The following is a 23311-nucleotide window of genomic DNA, read 5'->3' on the forward strand; positions in this document are numbered from 1 at the left end:
TCAGCTAGGAGCGCGGCAGGGTGTGCCCTGTAGATCAAGGTGAGGTCGACGGCGCCCTGGTGGATACGTTCTCGCTTGCGTCTGCCGACACATTGCGAGATAGGCCGGATCGCTTGCGGAGGAGCGTCAACGCGGTGATCAAGGCCAGTGCGGCGAAGACGCCGGCTGCCCCAAATGCGGCATGCTGCCCGGTGGTGAGTGCGAGCGGTAGCGGTGCCTGACCACCGATCGCGGATGTGTAGGCGGCAGCGACGCTGGTGCAGATGGCAGTGCCGAGGGCGGTGCCGACGGCAAAGGAGGTGTCGGCGAGGCCGGCGGCCATGCCTGAGTCATTTTCGGTGACGCCGGTCAGCGCGGCGATCTGTGCGCATACCGTGGCGGCGCCCATTCCCGCCCCGAACAAGAACAGGGCGGCCGGCAGAAGACTCATCGCGCCGCTGGCCGGTATGCGGGTGAGCAGCAGGCAGCCACAACCGAGCAGGACGATCCCGGCGGCAGCTACCCGCCGCAGGCCGATCCTGGTCACGACTCGTTGGCTCAGCAGGGCGCCTGCGACCGCGGTGACGGTCATCATCGCGGTCGCCAGCCCGAACTGCGCCGCCGACCAGCCGAGCACCTGCTGCACGAAAGAGGTGAGGGTGACGAGCATGCCGTCGACGGTCATGCCGGCGATGAGCAGGAGGAGGTTGCCGCCGATCAGCATGCGCGAGCGCAGCGCCCGGAAGGGAACGAGCGGGGCCACCGATCGCTTCTCGATCAGGATGAACATCCAGACCAGTACGGCCACGGCGGCCAGTAGCCCGATGGTCTGTCCGTTCGCCCACCCGGATGTCGGCACCCGGGTGATCACGTATACGAGCAGGACGAGTGCTGGGGCGATGGTCAGTGCACCAGGGATATCGAAGGAACGGGAGCGTGCTCGGTCCCGGCTTTCGCGCAGCAGGGCGGGGGCGAGTACCAGCACGAGAGTCCCGACCGGGACGTTGATCCAGAACACCCACTGCCATCCGAGGATGTCGGTGATGATGCCGCCCAGTAGTAGACCGGCTGTGGCGCCGAACCCGCCGAGTCCGCCCCAGATGCCGAGCGCCTTGTTCCGGGCGGCCCCTTCGGGAAAGGTGTTCATGACCATCGACAACGCGGCCGGAGCGATGATCGCGGCCGAGACGCCCTGGAGTGCACGGGCGGCCACCAGCGTCTGGATGGATGGGGCGAGCCCGCACGCCAGCGAGGCCAGGACCCGCAGCACCATCCCGGCGATGAACACCCGCCGACGGCCCAGCAGATCCGCAGCGCGGCCGCATAACAACAGCAGTCCGCTGAAGGCCAGCGCGTAGGCCGTCACGGTCCATTGGATGGCAGGGCCGTGCAGGCGAAGGTGGTGTTCGATCGCGGGCAGAGCGGTGAGCAGGCTGGTGCCGTCCAGAATGGTCATGAAGAACGCCGTGCCCAGCAGCGCCAGCACCCGCCAACGTCGATTCTGCGAAGGGTCGCTCGTGGTCATCACTGTTGCTTGATGCTTCGCAGCAGTTCGGCGGCGAGCGCGTCAAGCCACTTGCCGGTGCCCTGCTCCCGCCAGCGTGGTTCTTCGCGGCCATCGAGGAAGGTGCCCTGCTCGGTGAGTAGCAGCCGGGTGCCACCACCCTCGGGGCAGAACTGCACCGTCGTCAGCGACACTGTCGCAAGGTCTTGCCCCTCGGACAGAGTGGAGGTGTAGACGATCCGCTCGTCCTGGACGATGTCGCGGTACCAGGACTCGAACGTCAGCACTGCGCCACCGTCGGAGCGGCCGCGGTTGACCTCCCGCCCACCGACGCGGAAATCAAGCTCGTGCTCGGCGTCGGGGCCGGCGAACCAGCGGGCCTTTGCTTCGGGGTCGGCCCATGCGGCGAACACTGTGGCCGGTGAGGCCGCGTAGAGGCGTTCGAGGGTGAACGTGGCATGCGTGACCACGTGATCGGTCATTGTGTGCTCCCTTGATCTGGGCTGTCGCGGTGTTCGGTCAGGTAGTCGCCGAGGCGATCGAGGCGGTGTTCCCAGGCAGTGCGCTGCGCGGTGATCCAGTCCTCGGCCATTCGCAGCACACCCGGCTCGATGTGGCAGGTGCGTACCCTTCCGGCTTTCTCGGACCGGACCAGTCCGCACGCCTCCAGTACTTGTAGGTGCTGCATCACCGCCGGCAGCGACATGGCGAGCGGCCGGGCCAGCTCACTGACCGAGGCAGGCCCGCGGATCAACCGCGCAACGATCTCCCGGCGAGTTGTGTCCGCCAGCGCTTGGAACACCCGGTCCAACGAACCAGCTTGGTTAAGCATGTGCCTAACTATTTAGTGCCGACCGCAAATAGTCAAGCACTTGGTTAACCTTTCTCGCCGAGGGCATGCCGGTTCCTCGCATACGCCTCATCCGGGATCACCACGCGTGGCGTCGAGACCGTCGCCGACCGCCCGGTGTCGGCGACGGATGCCCCTGAACGTCATGGCGACCTGATCCCGCCGGGGCTATGGGCGAGCGCGGGCGGGTTCGGGGTTCGCGGATTGCTTTCGCTTACCCCGCTCCGGCGCATGCCTTCGCCTCTGCCAGGTAGCGCGCCACCGGGCCGAGGGTCAGCATTCCGCTGGCGGCGCCGGCGTGTTCTGCGCAGGCATCGCGCAGGGCGGCCTCAGCGTGTGCGGCGATTCCGCGCTCGCCGAGGCGTACGGCGGCGCGGGCGGTCAGGCACCACATGGCCTCCTGCATGTGGTCACGCGGTGGTTCGGGCACCGCGGCGAGGGCGGTACGGGCCTCCTCGCCCCGGTCCTGGGCGAGCAACACGAGGGGCCGTGCCCAAGGCCGGTACGGGCCCCAGTCGAGGTGGGGGTCAGTGGGCGCGGGCCGGTCGTGCAGCAGGCGCAGCCCCAGTAGGGCGAGCGGGAACAGGCCGCGGTGCAGCCCCGGCATTCCGGCCGTCCGGAGTGCGTTTTCGGCAGCGCGGTAGTGCGCTGCTGCCGTGGCGGCGGTCGGTCCGCCGGGTTCGGTGCTGCGGGCGGCCGTGGCCCGGGCCCTGAACCACCCGGTGAGGACGGAGACGAGGGGCGCCTCGGTGATGGCGGCGAGCTGTTCGGCGGCCTCGGCGTGCGAGGTTGCGGCGTCGAGGTCGCCGAGGGCCGAGGCGGCTTGCAGGCGGACGAGTCGGGCGAGTACGGCGAAGTTCGGCAGCTCGTGCCGGGTGGCCAGGTCGAGGATCTCGGCGCCGATCCTGTCCCGTACCGCCGCGAGCCCGGGGCGGGTGAAGGACTGCAGGAACACCCCGTTGAGGGCGAAGACCAGCAGGGCGGGATCGGCCAGGTCCCGTGCCAGCGCCTCGGCCCGCAGTGCCGCCTGCTGTGCGCGCCTCAGCTCGATCCCGGATAGATCGGCGCTGCGGCTCTCGACGGCGATCGTGGCCAGGAGGCGGGCGGACAGGTCGGCGGGGCCGTCGGGGCCGAGCGCGGTGAGCGTGCGCTCGGCAGCCACGACGACGGCGCGGGACTGCTCGGGGTCGTCGGCCCGGCTCCAGATGGCGGGCACGTCGTAGGCGCCGATGATCCGGGCGGTCAGGGAGAGGTCTCCCGTGCGTTCCGCCGCCTGGATGGCGGCGAGGCGGTCGCGCCGCGAGTGGACGAGGGCGTCGCCACCCGCCAGTGCGAGGGTGCGGGCCAGATCCACGGTGGTGCGCGGGCCGAGCCGGGCACCGGGGCCGGTCCACGCGGTACGTGCGCCTTCGAGGGACGCGGATCCGGTGAGGATGTCCATCTCCAAGCGCTGAAGGTCGGCACCGGGGTCCAGTCCGAGTTGATCAACGAGCATCGTGCGGGCGCGGCGGAGGGTGGCCAGCGCGTCGGCCTGGCGGCCCGCGCGGTGTAGCGCGCGGGCAAGGAGCCCCCAGGCCGGCTCGCGCCACGGATGTTCGGCGACGTGAGCACCCAGTTCGGCGACGAGATCGGCCCCTTCCCCGGAGTCGAGGAGGATGCGGGCGCGCAGTTCCACCCCCTCCAACCTCAGTTCCTCCAGCCGGGTCCGCTCGCGCTGCGCCCATGGGGAGCCGGGCACATCGGCGTAGGCGGGTCCGCGCCAGGCCGCGAGTGCCGTGCCGAGATCGGTCACCGCGTCGGGGTTGCGCCGGGCTCGGGCCAGGGTGTCCTGGAACCGATGGACGTCCACGTCCTCGCGCGGCAGGCGCAGCGCGTAGCCGGGACCTTCGGTGATGATTACGCGCGGCGGACTGCGGGGCGGCCGGTCGGGTTCGAGGGCGCGGCGCAGCGCGGCGACGAACGTCCGCAAAGCGCCCACGGCGCGGGCCGGCGGATCGGCCCACAGGTCGTCGACAAGGGTGTCGGTGGTGACCATCCGTCCCTCGGCGGCGACGAGCCGGGCGAGTACCTCACGATGGCGGGGTCCGCCCAGGTCAACCGCGCTGCCGTCGTCGCGGAAGGCCCGCACGGCACCGAGCACGTCGATTCGCATGCCCCCATCCTCCGTGCCAGGGGCCGACTGCGCCCAACCGTACTGATCGGCTGCTGATCGCCGTCGCCCAAGCTGATCCGGTCAAGTCCCCGACCCGAAAGGGTGGTCCCTCATGACGCTCACCATTCCCGGCTTCGACCACATCCGCCTGCCCGGTGCAGACGGTGTGGAGCTGACTGCCGCTGTCAGCGGCAGCGGAAGCCCGGTCGTGCTGTTGCACGGATTCCCCCAGACCCACCTGATGTGGCGACACGTCGCCGCGCGGCTCGCCGACGAGCACACGGTGATCTGTCCTGACCTGCGGGGCTACGGCGCCAGCGACAAGCCGGCCGCCACCGACCCCGATGTGTACGCCAAGCGCACCATGGCCGCCGACGTCGTGACCCTGGCGGCGGCGCTCGGCCACGAGCGCTTTGCCCTCGTCGGCCACGACCGAGGCGCCCATGTCGCCTTCCGGGCGGGGTTGGACCACCCTGAGACCATCACGCACCTGGGCATCCTCGACATCGTGCCGACGCTCGACATGTGGAACGTCCTGCATGGCGCCTCGGCGGCGGTCGGCTACCACCTTTTCCTGATGGCGCAGCCGCCGGGCCTGCCGGAAGCGATGATCGCAGGCAGTGCGGACGCGTTCTTCGGCTCGTTCCTCGACGCCTGGGCCAACGACCCGACCGCCATGCCGGAGGAGGTGCGTGCCGAATATCTGCGGGCGAGCGCCGCGGCGGTGACGTCGATCGTCGCGGACTACCGGGCCTCGGCGGGGATCGACGTCATGCACGACCAAGCGGACCTGGACGCCGGGTCGCAGCTGGCCATGCCCGTGACGGTCGTCCAGCAGGACTGGGGCGCGCAACTGGGCTACGACGCTGCCGGGGTGTGGAAGGCGTGGGCGCCGGACCTGGACCACCGGCTGACCCGAGCGGGGCACTTCATGGCCGAGGAGGCACCCGACGAGATCGCGGCGGCGATCCAGGGCCTGCTGGCCCGCTGAGCCTCCTGTTCTCGACTCGCCGACTGGCCCACGGTCGGTCGGCGAGCCCTAGGTGTACTGCCCAGGCAGGCTGGTGACGCGCGGAGATCACCAGTGTCCTCGCCCCGGGCGACAGCAGGCGCTGATCGCGACGCCTGCTATGAGGTGGCGTCGGCCCACAGGTCGGTGCTGTTGGCCCCGATGAGAGCGCTGATGTGGGTGAGCACGTCACTAATTGGCTGCGGGTCGAGTCGGCGTCCGTCACGCAAGCGCAGTGCGACGTGATCGTCAGCGGCCTCCTTGGCGCCGATGACGGCTTGGTAGGGAACCAGGCGGGCCTCTCGGATACGGGCTCCCAGGCTGCCGCGTTCCGGTCCCGCGATCTCGGCACGCAGTCCGAGGCGGGTGCAGCGTTGGGCGAGGGCTGCGGCGTTCGGCAGTTCGGTGTCGGAGATCGGGAGAATGACCAGCTGAGTGGGGGCGAGCCAGGCGGGGAAGGCGCCGCCGTGCTGTTCGATGAGATGGGCGACCGCACGTTCCACACTGCCGATGATGCTGCGGTGGACCATGACCGGGCGGTGCTTGGCGCCGTCCGCGCCGATGTAATGCAGGTCGAACTGCTCGGGCTGGTGGAAGTCCACCTGGACGGTGGACAGGGTGGACTCCCGGCCGGCGCCGTCGGCGACCTGAACGTCGATCTTGGGGCCGTAGAACGCGGCCTCTCCCTCGGCTGCCTCGTAGGGCAGACCGGAGCGGTCGAGGACGTCGGTCAGCAGGGCGGTGGACCGTTGCCACTTCTCGGGTGCGGCGACGTACTTGCCGCCAGGACCCGGGAGGGAGAGCCGGTAGCGGGTCGGGGTGATGCCGAGCGCCTCGTACGCCCGGCGGATCATCTTCAGCGCCGCCTGGGCCTCCTCGGCGACCTGGTCCAGGGTGCAGAAGATGTGCGCGTCGTTGAGCTGGATGGCCCGCACACGGGTCAGTCCGCCGAGCACGCCACCGGCCGAGCATGTTGATGTGGTGCCGCACGAACGTCTACGAGCAGCCCAGGTCATAGGGTCAATGGAGGCCGCGAGGGCTTGGCGCACGATCTGACGTGGAGGTTCCTCAACCCCCGAGCAGCGCGACGGGCATCGGCGCCAGCCGTCGGGCTCGCTCACGTCACCTGCCAGATGCGCGCTTCGGGGGCCACGCGACATCGTCGATCGCCAGAAACGGCGAGGCCGCGACCGCGGTCGGCGTCATCCCGGCGAAGGCCATGACGTCTCTATGAAGGTGGGACTGGTCGGCGTAGCCGCTCTCTGCTGCTACCCATGCGGCGCGGTGGCCGGCGGCGAGACGGTGGGCCGCGTGGTCGAAGCGGATGAGCTGGGCGACACGCTTGGGGGTGAGGCCGACCTGGGCGCGGAACCGCGACCAAAGGCGCTTGCGGCTCCATCCGGTCTCAGCGACCAGTCGTTCGACACGTACCCGCCCTCGGCTGGCCATCATCTGTCCCCAGGAGAAGGTGACCTCCGGGTCGACAGTTCGGCCTGCGTCCCCCCGCCGAGCCAGCACCGCCTCCGCGATCGCGAATCGGTCCTCCCACGACCCGGCGGCACGCAATCGCTCCTGGGTTCGCACGGCCTCTCGTCCCCACAGGTCATCGAGGGCGACCACCATCCCGTCCAGCTCCCACGAGGCACCCAGGATGGCGCGCGCGATCATCGGCGAAAGCCGCAGCTGGAGGCACTCGGAACTTCTGGCCAACCTCCGCCCTCGAGCCCTGTTGGGCGCGAGTCCGGCGACGACGCGTTCTCGCTGCTGCGAACCACAACCGTCTTCGACGACGAATGGATAGTCGCTGAAGTCGAAGATCACCGTGACCGCGGGGTGCGGGAGGAACGCGACGTCGAGGAACTCGTTCGCCCGATCGCTGAACCCTGCCATCATGACCCCGGGCAGCCGGCCAGGACGCGACGGGACCGTGATCTCCCATTGAGGCACATCGGCGCTTCGGTGCTGGTTCTGATCTCGCCCCATGACACCACCTTGCGCCTTCGTCAAATGGATCGCCACCGTTGAGTCACACGGTCGGCACCGAATGGCAACTCCCGATCAGCGTCGGCCGGCCCACACCTCGCGCTCGGCACCGTCGGGGTCGTCGACCACGGTGATCCCCTCGTCGATCAACGCCGTGGACCGGTCGGCCAGGTTGTATCGGGGCCAGCCCGGGTCGCCGTCGGCGACGAAGCGGACCCAGGCGCCATGGGCCGTGTCGGCGACGACCTGTGGTGGTTCGTCGCCGATGAGGGCGTAGCTGGACTCCTCGTCGAGGAGGTCGAACACGTACGGGACCTCCACCGCGTGGGCGGCCCTGAGGCGGCCGGCGAAGCTCGGCGACTCGTGGTCGAAGCGGTACATCCAGGTGTCGGCCCCGCCGGCTTCGAGATGCGCCTCGGCGACCCGGATCGCCGGAACCCGAACGAAGCGGTCGGTGGTCACGGCAGCGAGCAGATCCCCGTTGCTCGCTCCCGGCCGGGCTGCCCGATAGCGCTCGACCGTCCCGCCGGGCGCTCCGAGGGCGCCCGCGATCGCAGAGAGGGCGGGCTCGTCGACGATGTCGATCATGCCGGTGGGGACGAGGCCGATCCGGATGTCGTCCCGGTTCCACCCGGCCAGGAGCCGCACGCCGCTGCCGGCGCCCTTTCTCAGCGCGTCGAGCGGGTGGTCGGGGAGGGTGTCGCCGTCTACGACCGGGGCGAAGGGGAGGCTTGCCCACTCGGCCGGATCCGAGGCGGTCTGGACCTCCTTGACGAGGGCGGACGCCGCCCGCGCGAGCTGTTCGGCCGGCACCTCGCTGAAAGCCTCACGTGTCGGGGCAACCCCGAGCGATTCAGCCAGCCTTGCGGCGAAGCCCAGGGCAGCCTCGGCCGTGAGTGCCTGGGCGGCAGCCCCGCTTTGGGTGACCGCCTGGCGGAACAGGCCTCGGGCGCGAGGCATGGCCATAAGGGTGGTGATGCTCATGGCCCCGGCGGACTGGCCGGCGACGGTCACCCTCCCCGGATCGCCGCCGAAGGCGGCGATGTTTCCCTGGACCCACTCGAGCGCGGCGATCTGGTCCAGTAACCCCAGATTGGCGGTGCCGTCATCGAGGTAGAGAAAGCCCTCGGCGCCGAGCCGGTAATTGATCGTGACGCACACGACCCCGTCGCGGGCGAAGGAGGTGCCGCGGTAGCCGGCGACGGATCCGGACCCCTGGGTGAACATGCCGCCGTGAATCCAGACCAGTACCGGCAAGCCGGATCCCCGGGGATCGGGGGTCCACACGTTGAGGTTGAGGCATTCCTCGCCAGGGATCACGACCTCCGGGAACAGCGCCGCGCTCTCCGGACCGTAGTCGCCTTTCGGGCAGGTCGGCCCATAATCGGTGGCGCTGCGCTCGCCCTCCCACCGCACGGGCGGCTCGGGAGGCCGCATGCGGCGCGCCCCGAAGGGCGGAGCGGCGTACGGGATCCCGAGGAACGCCGCGACTCCCTGGTCCATCCGACCCCGCAGCCGACCGCTCGCCACCTGAACCTCTGGCGCGCTGTCCACGGTCATCACCTCTCCTGTCGCTTGGAGCTCCGCGGCCTCCGCACGTGGAGCCGTGCCGAGATCGAGCATCACAAGCTCAGGGCCAGGGTGTATTGAACAAATGTTTCGCTCTGTGGTCAGCACCCACGGGCACCGGCGGCGGCCTGGCGGGCGTGGTCCACGACGGCCACGCGACGCCGTCGACCCGGCCTGCCACAGTTGGTGTCGCTCTTTCCTCGATCCGGCGAGGGGCACCGGGTCAGCCGCGGCGCGGCGGGATCAGGCCCGCCTCATGCGCGGCGATGGCCGCCTCCACTCGGTTGCGCGCGCCCAGCTTCGTGAGTACGGCGCTGACGTGTGCTTTCACCGTGCCCTCGGCCAGATGCAGTCGGCTCGCGATCTCCGCGTTGGACAGCCCCGCGCCGAGTCCGGCCAGCACGTCGCGCTCCCGCTCCGTCAGCCGGTCCAGTGAACGGTGCGGGTGTGCGGACCGGTGCGCGCGCATCCCGGCGATGACCCGGCCGGCGACCCGCGGAGACAGGTAGGCCCCGCCGGCGCCGACCGCCCGTACGCCGTTGAGAAGTTCCCTCGGGTCGTCCGCCTTCAGCAGGAAGCCGTCGGCGCCTTCTTCAAGTGCTCGGGTGATGTACTCGTCCTGGCCGAAGGTCGTCAGCATGATCACACCGACCGTGGTCAGCTCCCGGTGGAACCGTGCCACGGCCGTCAGCCCGTCGAGGCCGGGCATCTGGATGTCCAGCAGGACCACGTCCGGCCGGTGCCGGCGGGCGAGCGCGATGGCCTCGTGCCCGTCGCCCGCCTCGGCGACCACTTCGACGTTCGGGTCCCGGGCCAGGATGGCGCGTACCCCGGCCCGGACCATCGCCTCGTCGTCGGCCACCAGGACCCGGACCGGCCGGCCGCTCGGTGTCGTCTCTTCCACCCGGCGAGCCTATGGTCGGCGCGCCGCCGTGCGCGGCGTGAGCCCCGGAGATCCCTCCCGGGTCGGGGCGCACCCCCGACGAAAGGCAGGGCACCGCTGCCGTTCGACCAATGGGCGACGGCTGTGCCGACCCCTAGCGTCGCTGCCGTACGGGAAGCGCGGCGGCCTTCCGCGTTCCCGTGCACTGCGCTCCGCGACCCGTGCGCCGAGCTTCGCGACCGACGACAAAGGAACTCCGTGATCAGCCTCCGAGGACTGACGAAACGCTACGGCGGCACCCTCGCCGTGGACGACCTGACCTTCGACATCCAGACCGGCCGCGTAACCGGCTTCCTCGGCCCAAACGGGGCCGGGAAGTCCACCACGATGCGCATGATCCTGGGGCTCGACCACCCCACGCGCGGGCGGGCCTTGATCGCCGGCCGGCCCTACGCAGACCTGCGCCGGCCACTGCGGGCGGTCGGGGCGATGCTGGACGCCCGGGCCGTTCACCCGGCCCGCTCCGGCCGCACACACCTCGTCGCCCAGGCCCGGGCCAACGGCATCCCGGTACGGCGGGTGGACGAGGTGCTGGAGACGGTGGGTCTGACCAAGGCGGCCCGCCGGCCGGCCGGAACGTACTCGCTGGGCATGAGCGGGCGGCTCGGAGTGGCAGGCGCCCTCCTCGGCGACCCGCCCGTGCTGATTTTGGACGAGCCCGTGAACGGCCTCGACCCGGACGGCGTGCGGTGGATCCGCCGGCTCGTGCGTGACCAGGCGGCGGAGGGGCGCACCGTGTTCCTCTCCAGCCACCTGATGAGCGAGATGCAGCTGACCGCCGACCACCTCGCCATCATCGGGCGGGGGCGCCTGCTGAGCGACACCTCCATGACGGACTTCCTGGCCGCCGCATCACCCGCGTCGGCGCGCGCCTCGGTGCCCGACCCGGAGCAGCGGGCGACACTGGTCCGCCGCCTGATGGCGATCGACGGCGTAAGCGTCGAGACGTCGGCGGACAGCGAGCTCACCGTCGAGGGCAGCACCGCCGCCGAGGTGGGCGACCTCGCCCACCACTGCGGCGTACGGCTGCACGGCCTGAGCGACATCCGGGTGTCGCTGGAGCAGGCGTACATGGACCTGACCGCGCGAAGCGTCGAGTACGCGACGGGCGGCACCGCAGAAAGGGGCCGACAGTGACCACGACCACGACGCACGGCGGGCAGGCGGCTTCGCCTCGGACCGCGCCCGACGCCCCGGGCCGGCGCACGCCCGGCGGCTTCGCCGGGGCGGTCGCCTCCGAGTGGACCAAACTGTGGTCCGTCCGCGCCGCCTACCTCTGTCTCCTGGCGGGCCTCGCGATCACGGGGGTGTTCACCTTCTACTACGCCTCGATCGCCCGCATCAACGACCATCCGGTCCAGCCCGTCGGGAACGCGGCAGCCGCCTCCGCCGTCATCTCCCAGTTCGCCGTCGTCATCCTGGCCACGGTGGCGGTGACCTCCGAGTACTCGACGGGGAGCGTACGGGCCACGCTGTTGTGGGTGCCGCGGCGGCATCGGGTCCACGCGGCGAAGGCACTGGTGACAGCCGTGGTCGCGTTCCTCTCCGGCACCGCGTTCGCCCTGGTGGGCACGGCCGTGGCCTGGGGCGCGTTCGACGGACGGGCCTCGCTCGACATCGGCACGACCGTCCAGCAGATCCTTGCCGTCGGGGCCTACCAGGCGCTCGTCGCCGTGCTCACCGTCGGCGTGGCCTTCGCCACGCGGCACCCGGCCGGCGCGCTGTCGATCCTCATCACGCTGCTGTGGGCACTGCCGAGCGTGCTCCTTGGGCTCGGCGGCGACACGTTCACGGCCGTCAACGACCATCTGCCGCACGGAGCGGGCGACCACTTCATGCACGTCGGCGCGGACGCCCCGTACACGTCGGCGACGGCCATCCTGATCGTGGTCGCGTGGGCCGCGGCGGCACATCTGATCGGCCTGTTCGTGCTGCGCCGTACGGACGCCTGACGCCGCACCGGCCCGGCCTTCCGCGGATCGCCCACCACGTCGCCGGGCTCTCGGGCACGTCCTCCAGAATCGACCCGAGCACGTGACGACACCGATCGGAAGGACGCGACACACCATGCGGCGCCCGCGCATCCCCCCGGCCAGGTACGTGCTCGCCGACGTGGCTCTGTGGGCCGTGCTCGCCGCCGCCACCGGATACGGGTTCCAGGATGCGAGCGCGCCCTCGCCGGTCGTGGACCTGCTGCTCCCGCTGGCCGTCCTGGCGGTGGCCGTGCCGCTGTCCCGCAGCCGGCCGGGGGCCGCGGTGTTCCTCGTCAACGGGCTGTGCGCACTGGGCCTGGCCGACTCCGCGACCCCCGCCAACGCTCACGTCCTGTCGCTGGCCGCGCTCAGCTGTCTGCTGGGTGACCGGGTCGCGGCAGCCCGGGGCCCGCTGCTGGTGCTCGCCGCCTGCCTGGCCGTCGACGTCGCGGCCTGCGCCGTGCTGCGGGTGCCGGCCGTGTGGTGGTTCTACGCCCTGACCATGCTGCCCGGCTCCCTCCTGCTGCCATGGCTGGCCGGACGGCACTGGCGCGGTCGCCGCGAACTCGTACAGGAAGGATGGCGCCTGGCCCGAAGTCTGGAGGAACGGCAGCACCTCGTCGCGGAGCGGGCCCGGCTGACCGAACGCGCCGACATCGCGGCCGACATGCACGACTCCCTCGGACATGTCCTGAGCCTGGTCGCCCTGCGCGCCGGCGCTCTGGAGCTCTCCCCCGGCCTCACCGGCCGCGACCGCGCCGACCTCGCCGAGCTGCGCGGGACCATCGCGGACGCCGTCGAGCAGCTGCGGGAGACCGTCGCCGTCCTGCACGAACCACGTGAGACGGATACGGGCTCGGGCGGCCTTCCCGTCAAGGACACGGTCGAAGACCTTCTCGGCCGGGCGGTCGCCTCCGGGGTACCGGTGCGCTGGGAGCGGCACGGATCGGTGCCCGCGTTGTCGCCCCTGGTCGAACGCGGGATGTATCGGGTGGTGCAGGAGGCCCTTACCAACGCCGTGAAGCACGCCCCGGGCGGCGTGGTCCGGGTGGGGATCGCCCACGAGGCCGACCGCACCCGCGTGACCGTCGTCAATGCGGCCCCATCGGCGGGCGGGTCCGCTGACGAGCCTGGGCAGGCGGACGAAGACCGGACCTCGGGCGCCGGACGCCGGGGACTGACGGGGCTTCGGGAGCGGGTGACGGTTCTCGGCGGCTCCTTGCGGACCGGTCCGCACCAGGGCGGGTTTCGTGTTGCCGCCGTCCTCCCCCACCAGGCCCCGGCCCGTCTTGCGACGCGGGCAGCGGCCCCTGAGACGGGCAGGGACACGGGCAGGGACACGGAGCTCGGCGCCACCCCGGAGTCCGCCGAACGGCTCGCCGAGGTACGGCGCACCGCGCGCCGCCGCTCCGTCGTCGCCTTTGCGGCGCCGGTCACCGCGGCAGCGTTCTTCGTGCCGGCCGCCGTCTATCTGGCCTGGCAGTTGACGACGGGAGTGCTGTCGCCGTCCCGGTTCGACGAGCTGGAGACAGGGCGGTCCCGCGCCGAGCTCGCCCGGCTGCTCCCGGCCCGCGATTTTCCGTATCCGCCCGACCACGCCCGTTCCGCACCCCGGCCGCCGGCCACGCACTGCGAGTTCTACCGCTCCGGCCGTGACCTGCTGGACCAAGTCGACCTCTACCGGCTCTGCTGGCTCGACGACATTCTGGTGGCCAAGGACACTGTGCGGGCGAACCAACGCTGACCTGCTCAGAAGACCTGAGTCCTCGCCACCACCCATGACCGCTCGCGTTGAGCACGGCCTTGTCGCCGCCACAAATCGTTGGCGAAGCCAATTAATCTGTGTATAGTTGGCGCAACCAATGTTGGAGTTCCCAATGAAAGGGATGCTCATGTCCACGGATACTCTGATCGCCGACCGTATCGAGATCGCCGACCTGTTCGCCCGCTTCGCGCGTCTGCTCGACGAGAAGCGGTGGGAGGATGCAGACACCGTCTTCGCCGACGATGTGGCGGTGCACTCTCCGCGCGGGGGCGAACTCCGCGGCATCGACAAGGTCGTCAGCTTCATGCGACAGGGTGCGGTCGAGGGGCAGCACGCCCAGCACACGACCACCGACCTTTTGGTGGACGTCGACGGCGACCAGGCGGCCACCTCGGCGAACTCGATCGTGTACTACTACCGCGATGGCCAGGCACCCCACTTCACGGGCGGCCTGCGACAGTACTCCACCGCAGTGCGGACACCGGCGGGCTGGCGGATCCGCGAGGTGCGGATCACGCCCGCCTGGACACGCGAGAGCTGATCTCTTTCCTGGAAGTTGTGGACGCCACAAGCGTGTGGCACGGACCACCGGCAAGCGTGCCCTCTGGGTCGGCCTCGGGGAGCAATGGAACAGTGGTTGGCGTTAAGCATTGACCGACGTCATGGACGCCGTTGACGGCGGGCGCTCCCGCCGGTTACCCGTGCTTGTCCGGTTCGGCGTCGGCGAAGGCGCGGTATCCGCCGAGATCTCGGGCTGGGCGAGGACGTCGCCGCGGTGTACGACTCGGACCGGACCCGGGGCCATCATCGGATGCTGATCCGCCGGCGTAACGAGGTCGTGTCGGACATTCAGCAAGACCGCCGTCGTCGTCATCACCGCGAAGTCCGCCGGGCGCAAGGTCTTCGGCCTCGCCACCGCAGGTGTCCGTCTCGCTTGACCTCTTGCGCGTCAGTCCGGCAGCCAGTGCAGCTCGTACGCCAGGGTTTTGGCGACGGCACGGATGCGGCGGTGTAGCGGCGACTGCTCGCGTGGGAGGACCAGGTGGAACGTCAGGCTGGGCGCGCCTCGCAGCGGCCGCCAGGTGAGACCGGCCGGTTGTGCCGTGACCGCGGCTTCTCCGGCCGGGGCGAGGGTGACCCCGTCGCGCAGGTCGCGCTGAGACATGTCGAAAGAGACTGCGGGCGTGTGGAATCGGGGGTGTGGTCGGGTGTCTCGGAACAGTGCGGACAGCTGATCGTGGATCACGGGGTTGGCCGCACGGTCCGGGAGTCGCAGCGGATACGCGGCCGCGTCGGCGATCTCGATCTCCGGGTGTTCGGCCAGCGGATGGTGCTGCGCCAGCTGGACCCCGACGCGCTCACGCCGCAGCAGGAACCGGCGCACGCCACGGCCCGGCTGTTCACCGCGGGTGATCCCGGCATCGATGCGGCCGTCGGCGACCGCGGGGGAGATCTCCGGTGTCGCCATCGGGACCGCGCCGACCTCGAGTCCGCTGTTGCCGCGAATCAGCCTGTCCACCAGGGCCGGTGCCGTCTCGGCCCCGGCGCTGAGGCTGTATCCGATGCGCAGCGTGCCCAGTTCACCGGCCGCCGCGCTCCGGGCGGTGTCCCATGCCCGGTCCAGCGCCGCCAGCGCGGGCGGCGCAGACTCCGCCAAAGCCGCACCGGCCGTGGTCAATACGACGCTGCGCGTGTTGCGGACCAGCAGGGCCGTACCGAGTTCCGCCTCCAATCGGCGCATCCGGGCGCTGAGTGCGGGCTGTGCGATACCGATCCGTGCGGCCGCGCGGGTGAAGTTCAACTCCTGCGCCAGCACCAGGAAGTACCGCAGGCTCACCGTATCCGGCGCCACGTGCCCTCCCTGCCGATTGATAACGATCCGTTCTGAGTCTATCCCGTACCGGTCTTTCCCTCGACCGCACATCAAGCCCTAACCTGCGCATATGACGATTCAACTGACCGCAGTACCCGTCGCCGGGATCGATCGATCTGAGTGTCAATTCGAAGTCGGACGTGTCCGGCCGAACACAGGAGGTTTCCATGGCTAAGGGCTACTGGGTCAGTGTCTACCCCGCCATTTCCGACCCTGAGAGGCTGACTGCCTACGACAAGCTGGCCCGTCCGGCTGTCCAGGCTGGGGGCGGGCGCCTCCTGTCCCGTGGCGGTCGAGTCGTCGCCCACGAGGCCGGAATCACGCAACGCGTCGTTCTGATCGAGTTCGACAGCTTTGAACAGGCCGTCGCGGCATACGAGAGCGAGGCATACCAGAAGGCGCTGGTGGCCCTCCCCGACGGCGTCGAGCGCGACTTCCGCATCATCGAAGGCATCGACTGACCGGCGGGCCCAGCCATCGCTGAGCATCCGTCACCTGATAGGCACACGGTGCTGACCGACGACTCACGAGACGAGTTCGAAGCCATGCCCCGCGTCCCAGTTCGTCGTCGACGTCCTCGACGGCCTGATCCCTGTCGGGCGGATCGAAGAAGCGACGCGACGTCCGGGCCAGCTGGACTGCCTCGCTGACCTCGTCGACGAAACTCACCCTCGCCCGAAGCGAACCGCGAACCGCTTCTCACACGACAGATCGGTCCAGCGAACACAAGGCTTCGATGACCAGGGGCGCATCCTGCATCCATCTGCCGTGTGCCCCGGCGGGGCTACTCAGAGTACTGATATACAGTTTGAAGAACCGCAGGTCAAGACCTCTTTCGAGGGGTTTCGATCTGCGGTTCTTCTGTTGTTGAAGTAGCCCAGGGGCGCGCCTGGCTGCGCCAGGATGGCGCACTGGAGCCGGCCGCCCTGCTTCGGGGATCAGGTGGCCATGCCACAGATCTACCGCGAAGGCCCGTTCCCCGTGAGCCCTGCCTGCGCGAACTGGCCGACCTGAAAGTCGGCCATGCGGCCGTCGAGGCTTGAGCCCATCGCCGCACCTCATGCACGCCCGTCACGGGGCCGCGCCGGTGCGACAGACTTCCGACCACCGGGCCAGCGGCCCCGACGGGGAGATTATCTGGAACTTCCCGATTTAGGCAGGTGTGCGGTGCCAGCAGGACACCGCCGTACCTCGATCGCTCGTAGCCAGAGCCGGCAGCGGCCCTGGGACAATACTCCAGCAAAGCTCACCGGGTACGGGGCTTGAGCAGCAACCGAACGGCCAGTCGCGTTAAGGAGCCCGGCGGGCTCGTCTTGTCGTGACTGGCCGTTCCGATGCGGGTGGTGCGCCCAGGAGGGGTGGTCTGTGACCAGTTCGATCTCGATGGTCAGGACTCCCAGCGCTTCCTTCTCCGGGCCGTAGATTCGGCGGATGTTGGCGAGCCGCTGGTCGCGCTGGTGGTGTTGCAGCTGCGCCGGGCCAGCTCAGATGAGGTGATGGCGGTTCAGCCAGCCGGCGATGGCCTGGCCGATGGCGTGGGGCTGGTCCTCGGGGGCCTGGTGGCCGGCGGGTCCGATCCCTTCGATTTCGAGGGCGGCGATGTTCCGGCGGGCCCAGTCCACGATCTCGGGGGAGGCGATACCGACACCCTCCTCGACCGTGAGGAGAAGTTTGGGCACCTCGGGGCTGCCGGCAAGCCATTCGCCGTAGGCGTCCATGCGCTCGGCCACATCGGCCGGTTCGCGGTCGTAGGGAATCTCGCGAGGCCACTGGAGCAACGGAAGGCGCGACGCAGGGTCGGTGTAGGGCGCGCGGTAGACGTCGTGGTCCTCTGGGCTGAGGCCTGTCTTGATGGCGAACGTGTGGGGCAGGGCGAACTCGATGGCGGCATTCTCCTCCAGCAGTAGCCGCTCGCCGAGCCCGGGGGTGCGCAGCGCCTTGGAATGGTCGATCACGTCCTGCGGCAGCTCCGCCCACATCTGCGGCCGCAGGAACGTCTCCAGGACGGCGATGCCGCGCACCTGGTCGGGGTGGCGTGCGGCACGGTCCATGGCCAGTGCGCCGCCCCAATCGTGGCCGACCAGGACGGCCTCCTTCAGCTCCATGGCTTCGAACCACGCGTCCAGGTAGCGGGCGTGGTCGGCGAAGCGGTAACCGATGTCGGGCTTTCCGGAGGCGCCCATCCCGATCAGATCAGGGGCCAGGACCTTGGCGCGATCGGCGACGTGCGGGATGACGTTGCGCCAGATGTAGGACGAGGTGGGGCTGCCGTGCAGGAACACCACGGGCGACTCGCCCTGCCCGGTCTCTGTGTAGGCGAGGTGGGAGTCGAGGACGGCGACAGTGTGCATGATCGTTAGACCCTTCGCTGGTTTGGCACCGGGAATCTAGATCCGCACTCCTCCAACTGTCAACATTCCAACTAATGCCGATACAACCGTCACTTACAGAAGCATCAGCCTGCTAATATCACGCCCGGAGGTGAGGCTCGTGCCCGACCAGGCAGGAACCGTCGTCGACGACGAATCCGGACCGCTGCATGCGACCATCGGTCACCTGATGCGCCGCGTGTTCACGACCGTCACCGCTCACGCCGTGAAGGACGGGCCCCAGTCGCGCGAGTTCGTGGTGCTCGACATCCTCGCCGACGCGGACGCCCCCTCCCAGCAGGACCTCGCCCACCGACTCGGCATCAACCGAACGATCATGGTCAGGCTGCTCGATCGGCTCCAAGAGGCGGGCCATATCGTCCGCACTCGCAACCCGGCCAACCGCCGCACCTACATGCTGTCGCTGACCGAGGCGGGCCGTACCGCCCTGGACGGCATGCGCCAAGCCGTCGCCGACAGCGATGCCCGGGTCACCGCCGCGCTCACCGACCTCGAACGGCGGCGCCTCGCCGCGCTGTTGACCATGCTCGTCGCCGACGACGGGCCATCCGCCATCCACAGCATCGAGTACCTGATAGCTCAAGCCCACTACCGCCTGCGCCGTCTTGGGGATCATCGGCTCGCGGCGCACGGCCTGCACACCCGCCACTTCGCCTTGCTGCCCGCGCTGGACCGGCTCGCCCCCTGCCCGCAAGAGCAACTGGCCCGATACCTGCACCTGACCGAGCCCGCCACCGCATCGCTCATCGAGGAACTGGTCCAGGCCGGCATCGTGTCCCGCGGCCAGGACCCGCACGACCGACGCCGCTATGCCCTACAGCTCACCGACCTCGGCCGCGCCCGCATGCCTGTAGTGCGTGCAGCCCTGGAGAGCATGGAGCGCGACATCGACGACGTCCTCGGCCCGGACCGCGCGCAAGAACTTCGCGTCCTTCTCACCAAGCTCTTGCCGTAAGCAGATCGACACACCCCGCCGCATCTCGCAGCAGTAGGGCCGGCGTCGCTGGCGGGCGGCTGCCTTGCAGGCGCGACTGCAGTAGCGGGCGTCGATCGGGTGTTCCGTTAGGGGGTCGTCTACCGGAACACCGGGCGGCCGGAGCGGTCCCGCAGGTCAAGGTGTTCCGTAAGGCTGTTCCGCGAAATGTTCCGGTGACGGGGGCTATCCGGAACACTGGAGGGCGTGAACGGGACCGGTGTTGGCTACGCGCGCTGCTCCACTGACGAACAAGACGTGATCATCCAGACCGAGCAGTTGCTCGCGCTCGGGGTCCCGAAGGATCGGATCTACATTCGACCGGTTCGCCCGCAATATGGCTGAGGCCAACCAGATCCTCACCGACCTGTCCGACCGTGGTGTGCTGTTCGGCCTCGGCGGCTCGGTCTATGACTGGAACGACCCGTTCGGGCGGCTGTTCTTGCAGACCTTGGCGATGGTCGCTGAGTTCGAAGCCAACCTCGGTCACCTGCGTACGCGCGAGGGCATGGCTCTGGCGAAACGCCAGGGCAAGCTCAAGGGCAAGCAGCCCAAGCTCCCCGAGTCCGCGCAGCGGTCGATCCGGCGCCGCTATGCCGCCGGCGAGGCCTCCCTGGCCGACCTGGCGGGCGAGTACAGCGTCGGCCGCTCCACCATCCATCGTGTGATCCGCCGGGCTCCGGCAGCCGACGAGGGCGACTGAAGGGCCGGCGCGTCGCCGGGTGGGTCAGTCGTCGTCGGCGTCGGGGTCGCGTAGTTCGCGGACGCCGGTGGGGCCGAGGTCGGGAGCGGTGAAGGAGTAGGTGCCGATCACGTTGATGTGCTTGCGTCCGAACGGGGACAGCCGGGCGATGTCGTCGTCCAGCAGGAACTCCAAAGCCAGCTCGACGCCCTGGAGGCCGCCCGCTGCAAACGGGTTTACTCCGAGAAGATCAGCACCCGGATCAAGGTCCGCCCCGAGCTGGAGAAGGCGCTCAGACTCGCGTACGACATCAAGGAGGCCGCCCCCGACCAGGAGGTCATCCTCACCGTCCACGAGCTCAAGCGCCTGGCCCGCAACGCCGCCGAGCTCATGACCCCTTCCGGGAAACTCCAGGGCGCCGGCGTGCAACTCGAACTGCTCACCGGCCCGCTCACCGGCATCCACGACCCGAACGGCATGGGCGCCATGTTCTTCGCCGTCCTGGCCGCCGCAGCCCAGATCGAACGCAACTACATCCGCGAGAAGACTCTCGAAGGCCAAGCCACCGCCGCGGCGAAAGGCAACCATGGCGGACGCCCCAAGGTCATCGACGAAGACATGCTGACGTTCGCGCAGGCGCTTAAGGACAAGGGCGTCCCCGTGCCCGAGATCGCCAAGAAGATCACGATCAAGACCGGCAAGAACGCCGGGCGACATCCCTCTGTCGCCTCGCTGTACCGCGCCTTCGCCGACGCCGAACCGGACAAGCACGGGTAACCGGCGGGAACGCCCGCCGTCAACGGCGTCCATGACGTCGGTCAATGCTTAACGCCAACCACTGTTCCATTGCTCCCCGAGGCCGTGGGTGGCGTCAGATGTCACCTGGGGGCGTAATCGGTCGATTACGCCCCCGCGGCGGATGGGCGCCGGAGTCTGCGGACGGCCACGGAGCCTCTGCGAAAACCCGTTGGCGGACCACGGCGACCACTGCTACTTTTTCAGAAGCCGTGCGAGAGAACGAGGAGGTGGTACCCGTGAACGCAGTATCGACATGGGTGCTCCCCTCCGGGGTCACGGTCGGGCGATAGGTCGTCCGGGAGCGCCGCTCAAGAGCCACTCCCGAAAGGCACGACCATGCGATTCACCTCCGAGCAGCGCCTCGATGACGGCGTCCTCGAACGCAAATTCACCCTCGGCGAGATCCCCGGCATCCTGTGGACGCCCGCATCCGCATCCGCACCGGTCCCGCTGATCCTGCTCGGCCACCCCCCGCTCGGACTGCACAAGATGTACCCCCGGCTGGTGGCGCGGGCCCGGCACTCCGCGGTGGAGGGCTTCGCTGCGGCCACCATCGAGCTCCCCGGGAGCGGTGACCGGCCCCGTTGGGCCGCCGCCGAGCAGGCCCGCGCCGACCTGCGCAGGGCTATGGAGGCCGGCGAGCCGGTCAGCGACGAGATCATCGACGCCCTCATCCTCCCGCTCGTCGACAAGGCGGTCCCGGAATCGCAGGCCGCCTTGGACGCCCTCCTGTCGCTGCCCGAGATCGGCGGCCCGGTCGGGTACTCGGGGGGAGTGATCTCCATCGGGATCCGGCTGGCGGTGGTCGAGCCGCGCATCGTGGCCGCCGGCTTCTTCGCCGGGAGTTTCGTGCCTCGCACCATGTTCGAGGAGGCCCGACAGGTCACCATTCCGCTGCATGTCCTGCTGCAGTGGGATGACGAAGGGAACGACCGACAGGCGGCCCTGGACCTGTTCGACGCCTTCGGCTCCAAGGAGAAAACGCTGCACGCCAACATGGGCGGGCACACCGGCGTCCCGCAGTTCGCAGGGGAGGACGCGGCCGGGTTCTTCGCCCGGCACCTGAAGTGAGGCCGGGCCGTCAGGCCGGCAGCAGACGGTAGGCGGCGCCGGCCAGGATGCCGCTCATCGAGGACAGGCCCCGGCCCTCCTCGACTGCGGTGGCCGGCAGATGCACAACCGCCCCGATCGCGGCGGTACCGGCCATCGGCGGTACCGGCCGGTCGGGGCGGCGCTCGGCCACCAGCGGCTCCATCAGCTGGGCCCACGTCCCCGAGTGGAGGAGGGCCTGAACGACCATGATCGTTCTCAGCGACAATGGCGTACCGATATTCCCCAACGCCGGACGAGGACTCGCGGCCGGCACACCACCCCTTCCGGGCACGAGCTCAACCAGACGGCGTGTCCGAGGGACACACGCCGAACCACTGCTCGGCGCCGTACTCCTCAAACCGCTCCACCTCGGTGAACCCCAGCTTCGCCGCGAGGCGCATCGAGCGGTCGTTGGCGGTCTGGGTGCAGAGCACTACCGGCTCGCCGGGAAGCGCGCCGGCCAACCAGTCGAGTGCCGCCGCGCACGCCTCGGTGGCGTACCCGCGTCCCCACGCCTCCGGCAGGAACATGTAGCCGAGTTCGGCCTCCCCGGCATCCGGACGGACGTGACCCGGACGCTCCGCGTCGCGCCGGTCGAGCGTGACGATGCCGATCATCGCTCCGTCCAGATCGACCACGAAAAGGCCGGGGCGCCGCGTGGGCACCTCAGGCATCGCACGCTCGAACTCATCACGCGGTCGAGGGCCACCAATGTAGGTGCCCACCTCTGGCGAGGTGAACAGCTCGATGATCGCCGCACGGTCCCGGGCCTCGGGCTCACGGAGCACGAGCCGCTCGGTCCGTATCGGGGCAGGTGGCCAGGCAACGGGTCCAAGCTCGGTCATGGCGGGCAACCTATCGCAATCCCGCCGAGCAACACGCGCTCTCACAACTCACGAACAAAGCCACGGCTCCCCAAGAAGGCCGCCGGCAGCTCCCCGGTCGTGGGCCTCAGTCGGCATCGAGAACGAAGAACAGGAAGCTCGGGCTGGTGGCGAGGGCGCGGAATTCGTCGGGGAACAGCTCGCGGGCGGCCGGCACGGGCTGTGGCTCGCTGATGACGGCCAGGCGGAAGCCGGCCGCGGTGAAGGCGTCGGTCATCGCGTGCATCGGCCGGTTCCAGAAGCTCATCGGGACGGTCAGGCCGCCCATGGTCCACTCTTCGGTCCAGTTGTAGGTCGCGAAATAGTCGGTCTTGCGCCCGGCCGAGCGGTGGATGGCGTGGATGGCGAAGGGATGGTCGACGGACACGATCAGCCGGCCGCCGGTCGTCAGCACGCGCCGCAGTTCGGTGAGCGTCGGCCCCCAGTCTTCCAGGTAGTGGAGTACCAGGGACGCCATGACATCGTCGAACGCGCCGTCGGGGAACGGCAGCCGGTTACGCAGGTCGGCGACCCGCAGGTCCGCGCCGGCACCGAGCCGCTGCCGGGCCAGCTCCAGCATTCCGGTGCTGTTGTCGATGCCGGTCACGACGGCACCCCGGTCACGCAGCGCCGCGAACAGCGGGCCCGAGCCGCAGCCGGCGTCGAGGATCCGCCGGCCGGTCACATCCCCGGCGAGGGCCAGAATGGCGGGCCGCTCGTAGTAGGCGTTCGCGATGCCGGCCTCGTTCTCGGCCGCGTACGCCTCGGCGAGATTGTCATAGTCGTTGGCTCGGGACGGGTGTGCCGGCTCAACGTGATTTTCGGGCACGGTAGACATGTCGGCCATCTTGGCTTACCAGGCTCGGGCCCGCGAGCCGCGCGGGTGCTGGGCAGTCGGCGGACGCCGGACGCG

24 protein-coding genes are annotated in these 23311 nt (G+C 69.8%); 11 read left to right on the plus strand and 13 right to left on the minus strand.

What is annotated here, in order from left to right:
* Positions 1–34 precede the first annotated feature (34 nt).
* From ACQP1V_RS21960 to ACQP1V_RS21975, 4 genes are all read right to left on the minus strand, one after another.
* Positions 35–1504 (minus strand): MFS transporter, encoded by a 1470-nt coding sequence (locus tag ACQP1V_RS21960; RefSeq protein WP_433411205.1) that lies wholly within the window; start codon positions 1502–1504, stop codon positions 35–37.
* A complete protein-coding gene (locus tag ACQP1V_RS21965) occupies positions 1504–1965 on the minus strand; it encodes an SRPBCC family protein (protein WP_433411207.1) in 462 nt (153 codons plus the stop codon). The genes ACQP1V_RS21960 and ACQP1V_RS21965 overlap by 1 nt, the downstream gene beginning before the upstream one ends.
* Complete coding sequence (locus tag ACQP1V_RS21970; RefSeq protein ID WP_387418371.1) at positions 1962–2315, minus strand: ArsR/SmtB family transcription factor; 354 nt, start codon at positions 2313–2315, stop codon at positions 1962–1964. The genes ACQP1V_RS21965 and ACQP1V_RS21970 overlap by 4 nt, the downstream gene beginning before the upstream one ends.
* A gap of 232 nt (positions 2316–2547) precedes the next feature.
* A complete protein-coding gene (locus ACQP1V_RS21975) occupies positions 2548–4485 on the minus strand; it encodes a BTAD domain-containing putative transcriptional regulator (protein WP_433411209.1) in 1938 nt (645 codons plus the stop codon).
* 112 nt (positions 4486–4597) lie between these two features.
* Between ACQP1V_RS21975 and ACQP1V_RS21980 the strand changes: the two genes are divergently transcribed.
* Entirely contained in the window at positions 4598–5476 is an 879-nt protein-coding gene (locus ACQP1V_RS21980; protein WP_433411211.1) for an alpha/beta fold hydrolase, read from the plus strand.
* Between the two features lie 137 nt (positions 5477–5613).
* Here the strand turns inward: ACQP1V_RS21980 and ACQP1V_RS21985 are convergent, their stop codons facing one another.
* The 4 genes from ACQP1V_RS21985 to ACQP1V_RS22000 all read right to left on the minus strand — a co-directional run bounded on the left by ACQP1V_RS21985 (position 5614) and on the right by ACQP1V_RS22000 (position 9950).
* Entirely contained in the window at positions 5614–6450 is an 837-nt protein-coding gene (locus tag ACQP1V_RS21985; RefSeq protein WP_433411213.1) for an aminoacyl--tRNA ligase-related protein, read from the minus strand.
* A 166-nt stretch (positions 6451–6616) separates the two neighbouring features.
* Complete coding sequence (locus ACQP1V_RS21990) at positions 6617–7477, minus strand: helix-turn-helix domain-containing protein (RefSeq protein ID WP_433411215.1); 861 nt, start codon at positions 7475–7477, stop codon at positions 6617–6619.
* A gap of 75 nt (positions 7478–7552) precedes the next feature.
* On the minus strand, positions 7553–9154 hold the full coding sequence (locus ACQP1V_RS21995; protein WP_433411217.1) for a carboxylesterase/lipase family protein: 1602 nt from the start codon (positions 9152–9154) through the stop codon (positions 7553–7555).
* 115 nt (positions 9155–9269) lie between these two features.
* On the minus strand, positions 9270–9950 hold the full coding sequence (locus tag ACQP1V_RS22000; RefSeq protein WP_433411219.1) for a response regulator: 681 nt from the start codon (positions 9948–9950) through the stop codon (positions 9270–9272).
* A 237-nt stretch (positions 9951–10187) separates the two neighbouring features.
* Here ACQP1V_RS22000 and ACQP1V_RS22005 point away from each other — a divergent pair, with 237 nt between their 5' ends.
* The 4 genes from ACQP1V_RS22005 to ACQP1V_RS22020 all read left to right on the plus strand — a co-directional run bounded on the left by ACQP1V_RS22005 (position 10188) and on the right by ACQP1V_RS22020 (position 14268).
* On the plus strand, positions 10188–11126 hold the full coding sequence (locus ACQP1V_RS22005; RefSeq protein ID WP_433411221.1) for an ATP-binding cassette domain-containing protein: 939 nt from the start codon (positions 10188–10190) through the stop codon (positions 11124–11126).
* Positions 11123–11941: an ABC transporter permease gene (locus ACQP1V_RS22010; RefSeq protein WP_433411223.1), complete on the plus strand. Its 819-nt coding sequence runs from the start codon at positions 11123–11125 to the stop codon at positions 11939–11941. The genes ACQP1V_RS22005 and ACQP1V_RS22010 overlap by 4 nt, the downstream gene beginning before the upstream one ends.
* Before the next feature lie 115 nt (positions 11942–12056).
* Entirely contained in the window at positions 12057–13706 is a 1650-nt protein-coding gene (locus ACQP1V_RS22015; protein ID WP_433411225.1) for a sensor histidine kinase, read from the plus strand.
* 148 nt (positions 13707–13854) lie between these two features.
* Entirely contained in the window at positions 13855–14268 is a 414-nt protein-coding gene (locus tag ACQP1V_RS22020; RefSeq protein ID WP_433411227.1) for a nuclear transport factor 2 family protein, read from the plus strand.
* 408 nt (positions 14269–14676) lie between these two features.
* Here the strand turns inward: ACQP1V_RS22020 and ACQP1V_RS22025 are convergent, their stop codons facing one another.
* Complete coding sequence (locus ACQP1V_RS22025) at positions 14677–15579, minus strand: LysR substrate-binding domain-containing protein (protein ID WP_433411229.1); 903 nt, start codon at positions 15577–15579, stop codon at positions 14677–14679.
* Between the two features lie 188 nt (positions 15580–15767).
* Here ACQP1V_RS22025 and ACQP1V_RS22030 point away from each other — a divergent pair, with 188 nt between their 5' ends.
* Complete coding sequence (locus tag ACQP1V_RS22030; RefSeq protein WP_336203725.1) at positions 15768–16061, plus strand: DUF1330 domain-containing protein; 294 nt, start codon at positions 15768–15770, stop codon at positions 16059–16061.
* Positions 16062–17084: 1023 nt separating this feature from the next.
* Here ACQP1V_RS22030 and ACQP1V_RS22035 read toward each other — a convergent pair.
* The gene (locus ACQP1V_RS22035) at positions 17085–17951 is read right to left on the minus strand and encodes a haloalkane dehalogenase (protein ID WP_433411232.1); all 867 of its coding nucleotides are present in this window, start codon (positions 17949–17951) and stop codon (positions 17085–17087) included.
* A 139-nt stretch (positions 17952–18090) separates the two neighbouring features.
* Between ACQP1V_RS22035 and ACQP1V_RS22040 the strand changes: the two genes are divergently transcribed.
* The 5 genes from ACQP1V_RS22040 (at position 18091) to ACQP1V_RS22060 (ending at position 21514) form a co-directional block, all read left to right on the plus strand.
* Positions 18091–18945: a MarR family winged helix-turn-helix transcriptional regulator gene (locus ACQP1V_RS22040; RefSeq protein ID WP_433411235.1), complete on the plus strand. Its 855-nt coding sequence runs from the start codon at positions 18091–18093 to the stop codon at positions 18943–18945.
* A 225-nt stretch (positions 18946–19170) separates the two neighbouring features.
* On the plus strand, positions 19171–19308 hold the full coding sequence (locus ACQP1V_RS22045) for a hypothetical protein (protein ID WP_433411237.1): 138 nt from the start codon (positions 19171–19173) through the stop codon (positions 19306–19308).
* Positions 19301–19666: a recombinase family protein gene (locus tag ACQP1V_RS22050; RefSeq protein WP_433411239.1), complete on the plus strand. Its 366-nt coding sequence runs from the start codon at positions 19301–19303 to the stop codon at positions 19664–19666. The genes ACQP1V_RS22045 and ACQP1V_RS22050 overlap by 8 nt, the downstream gene beginning before the upstream one ends.
* 117 nt (positions 19667–19783) lie before the next feature.
* Positions 19784–20422: a recombinase family protein gene (locus ACQP1V_RS22055; protein ID WP_433411241.1), complete on the plus strand. Its 639-nt coding sequence runs from the start codon at positions 19784–19786 to the stop codon at positions 20420–20422.
* 357 nt (positions 20423–20779) lie between these two features.
* The gene (locus tag ACQP1V_RS22060) at positions 20780–21514 is read left to right on the plus strand and encodes an alpha/beta hydrolase (protein ID WP_433411243.1); all 735 of its coding nucleotides are present in this window, start codon (positions 20780–20782) and stop codon (positions 21512–21514) included.
* Between the two features lie 10 nt (positions 21515–21524).
* On the opposite strand, the gene ACQP1V_RS22065 is transcribed toward ACQP1V_RS22060, so the two are convergent.
* The 3 genes from ACQP1V_RS22065 to ACQP1V_RS22075 form a co-directional block, all read right to left on the minus strand.
* The gene (locus ACQP1V_RS22065) at positions 21525–21743 is read right to left on the minus strand and encodes a hypothetical protein (protein ID WP_433411245.1); all 219 of its coding nucleotides are present in this window, start codon (positions 21741–21743) and stop codon (positions 21525–21527) included.
* 88 nt (positions 21744–21831) lie between these two features.
* Positions 21832–22380 (minus strand): GNAT family N-acetyltransferase, encoded by a 549-nt coding sequence (locus ACQP1V_RS22070; RefSeq protein ID WP_433411247.1) that lies wholly within the window; start codon positions 22378–22380, stop codon positions 21832–21834.
* Between the two features lie 106 nt (positions 22381–22486).
* On the minus strand, positions 22487–23245 hold the full coding sequence (locus tag ACQP1V_RS22075; protein ID WP_433411249.1) for a class I SAM-dependent methyltransferase: 759 nt from the start codon (positions 23243–23245) through the stop codon (positions 22487–22489).
* Positions 23246–23311: the final 66 nt, after the last annotated feature.

It is taken from the genome of Microtetraspora malaysiensis, from assembly GCF_050947145.1.
GTDB lineage: Bacteria > Actinomycetota > Actinomycetes > Streptosporangiales > Streptosporangiaceae > Microtetraspora_A > Microtetraspora_A malaysiensis.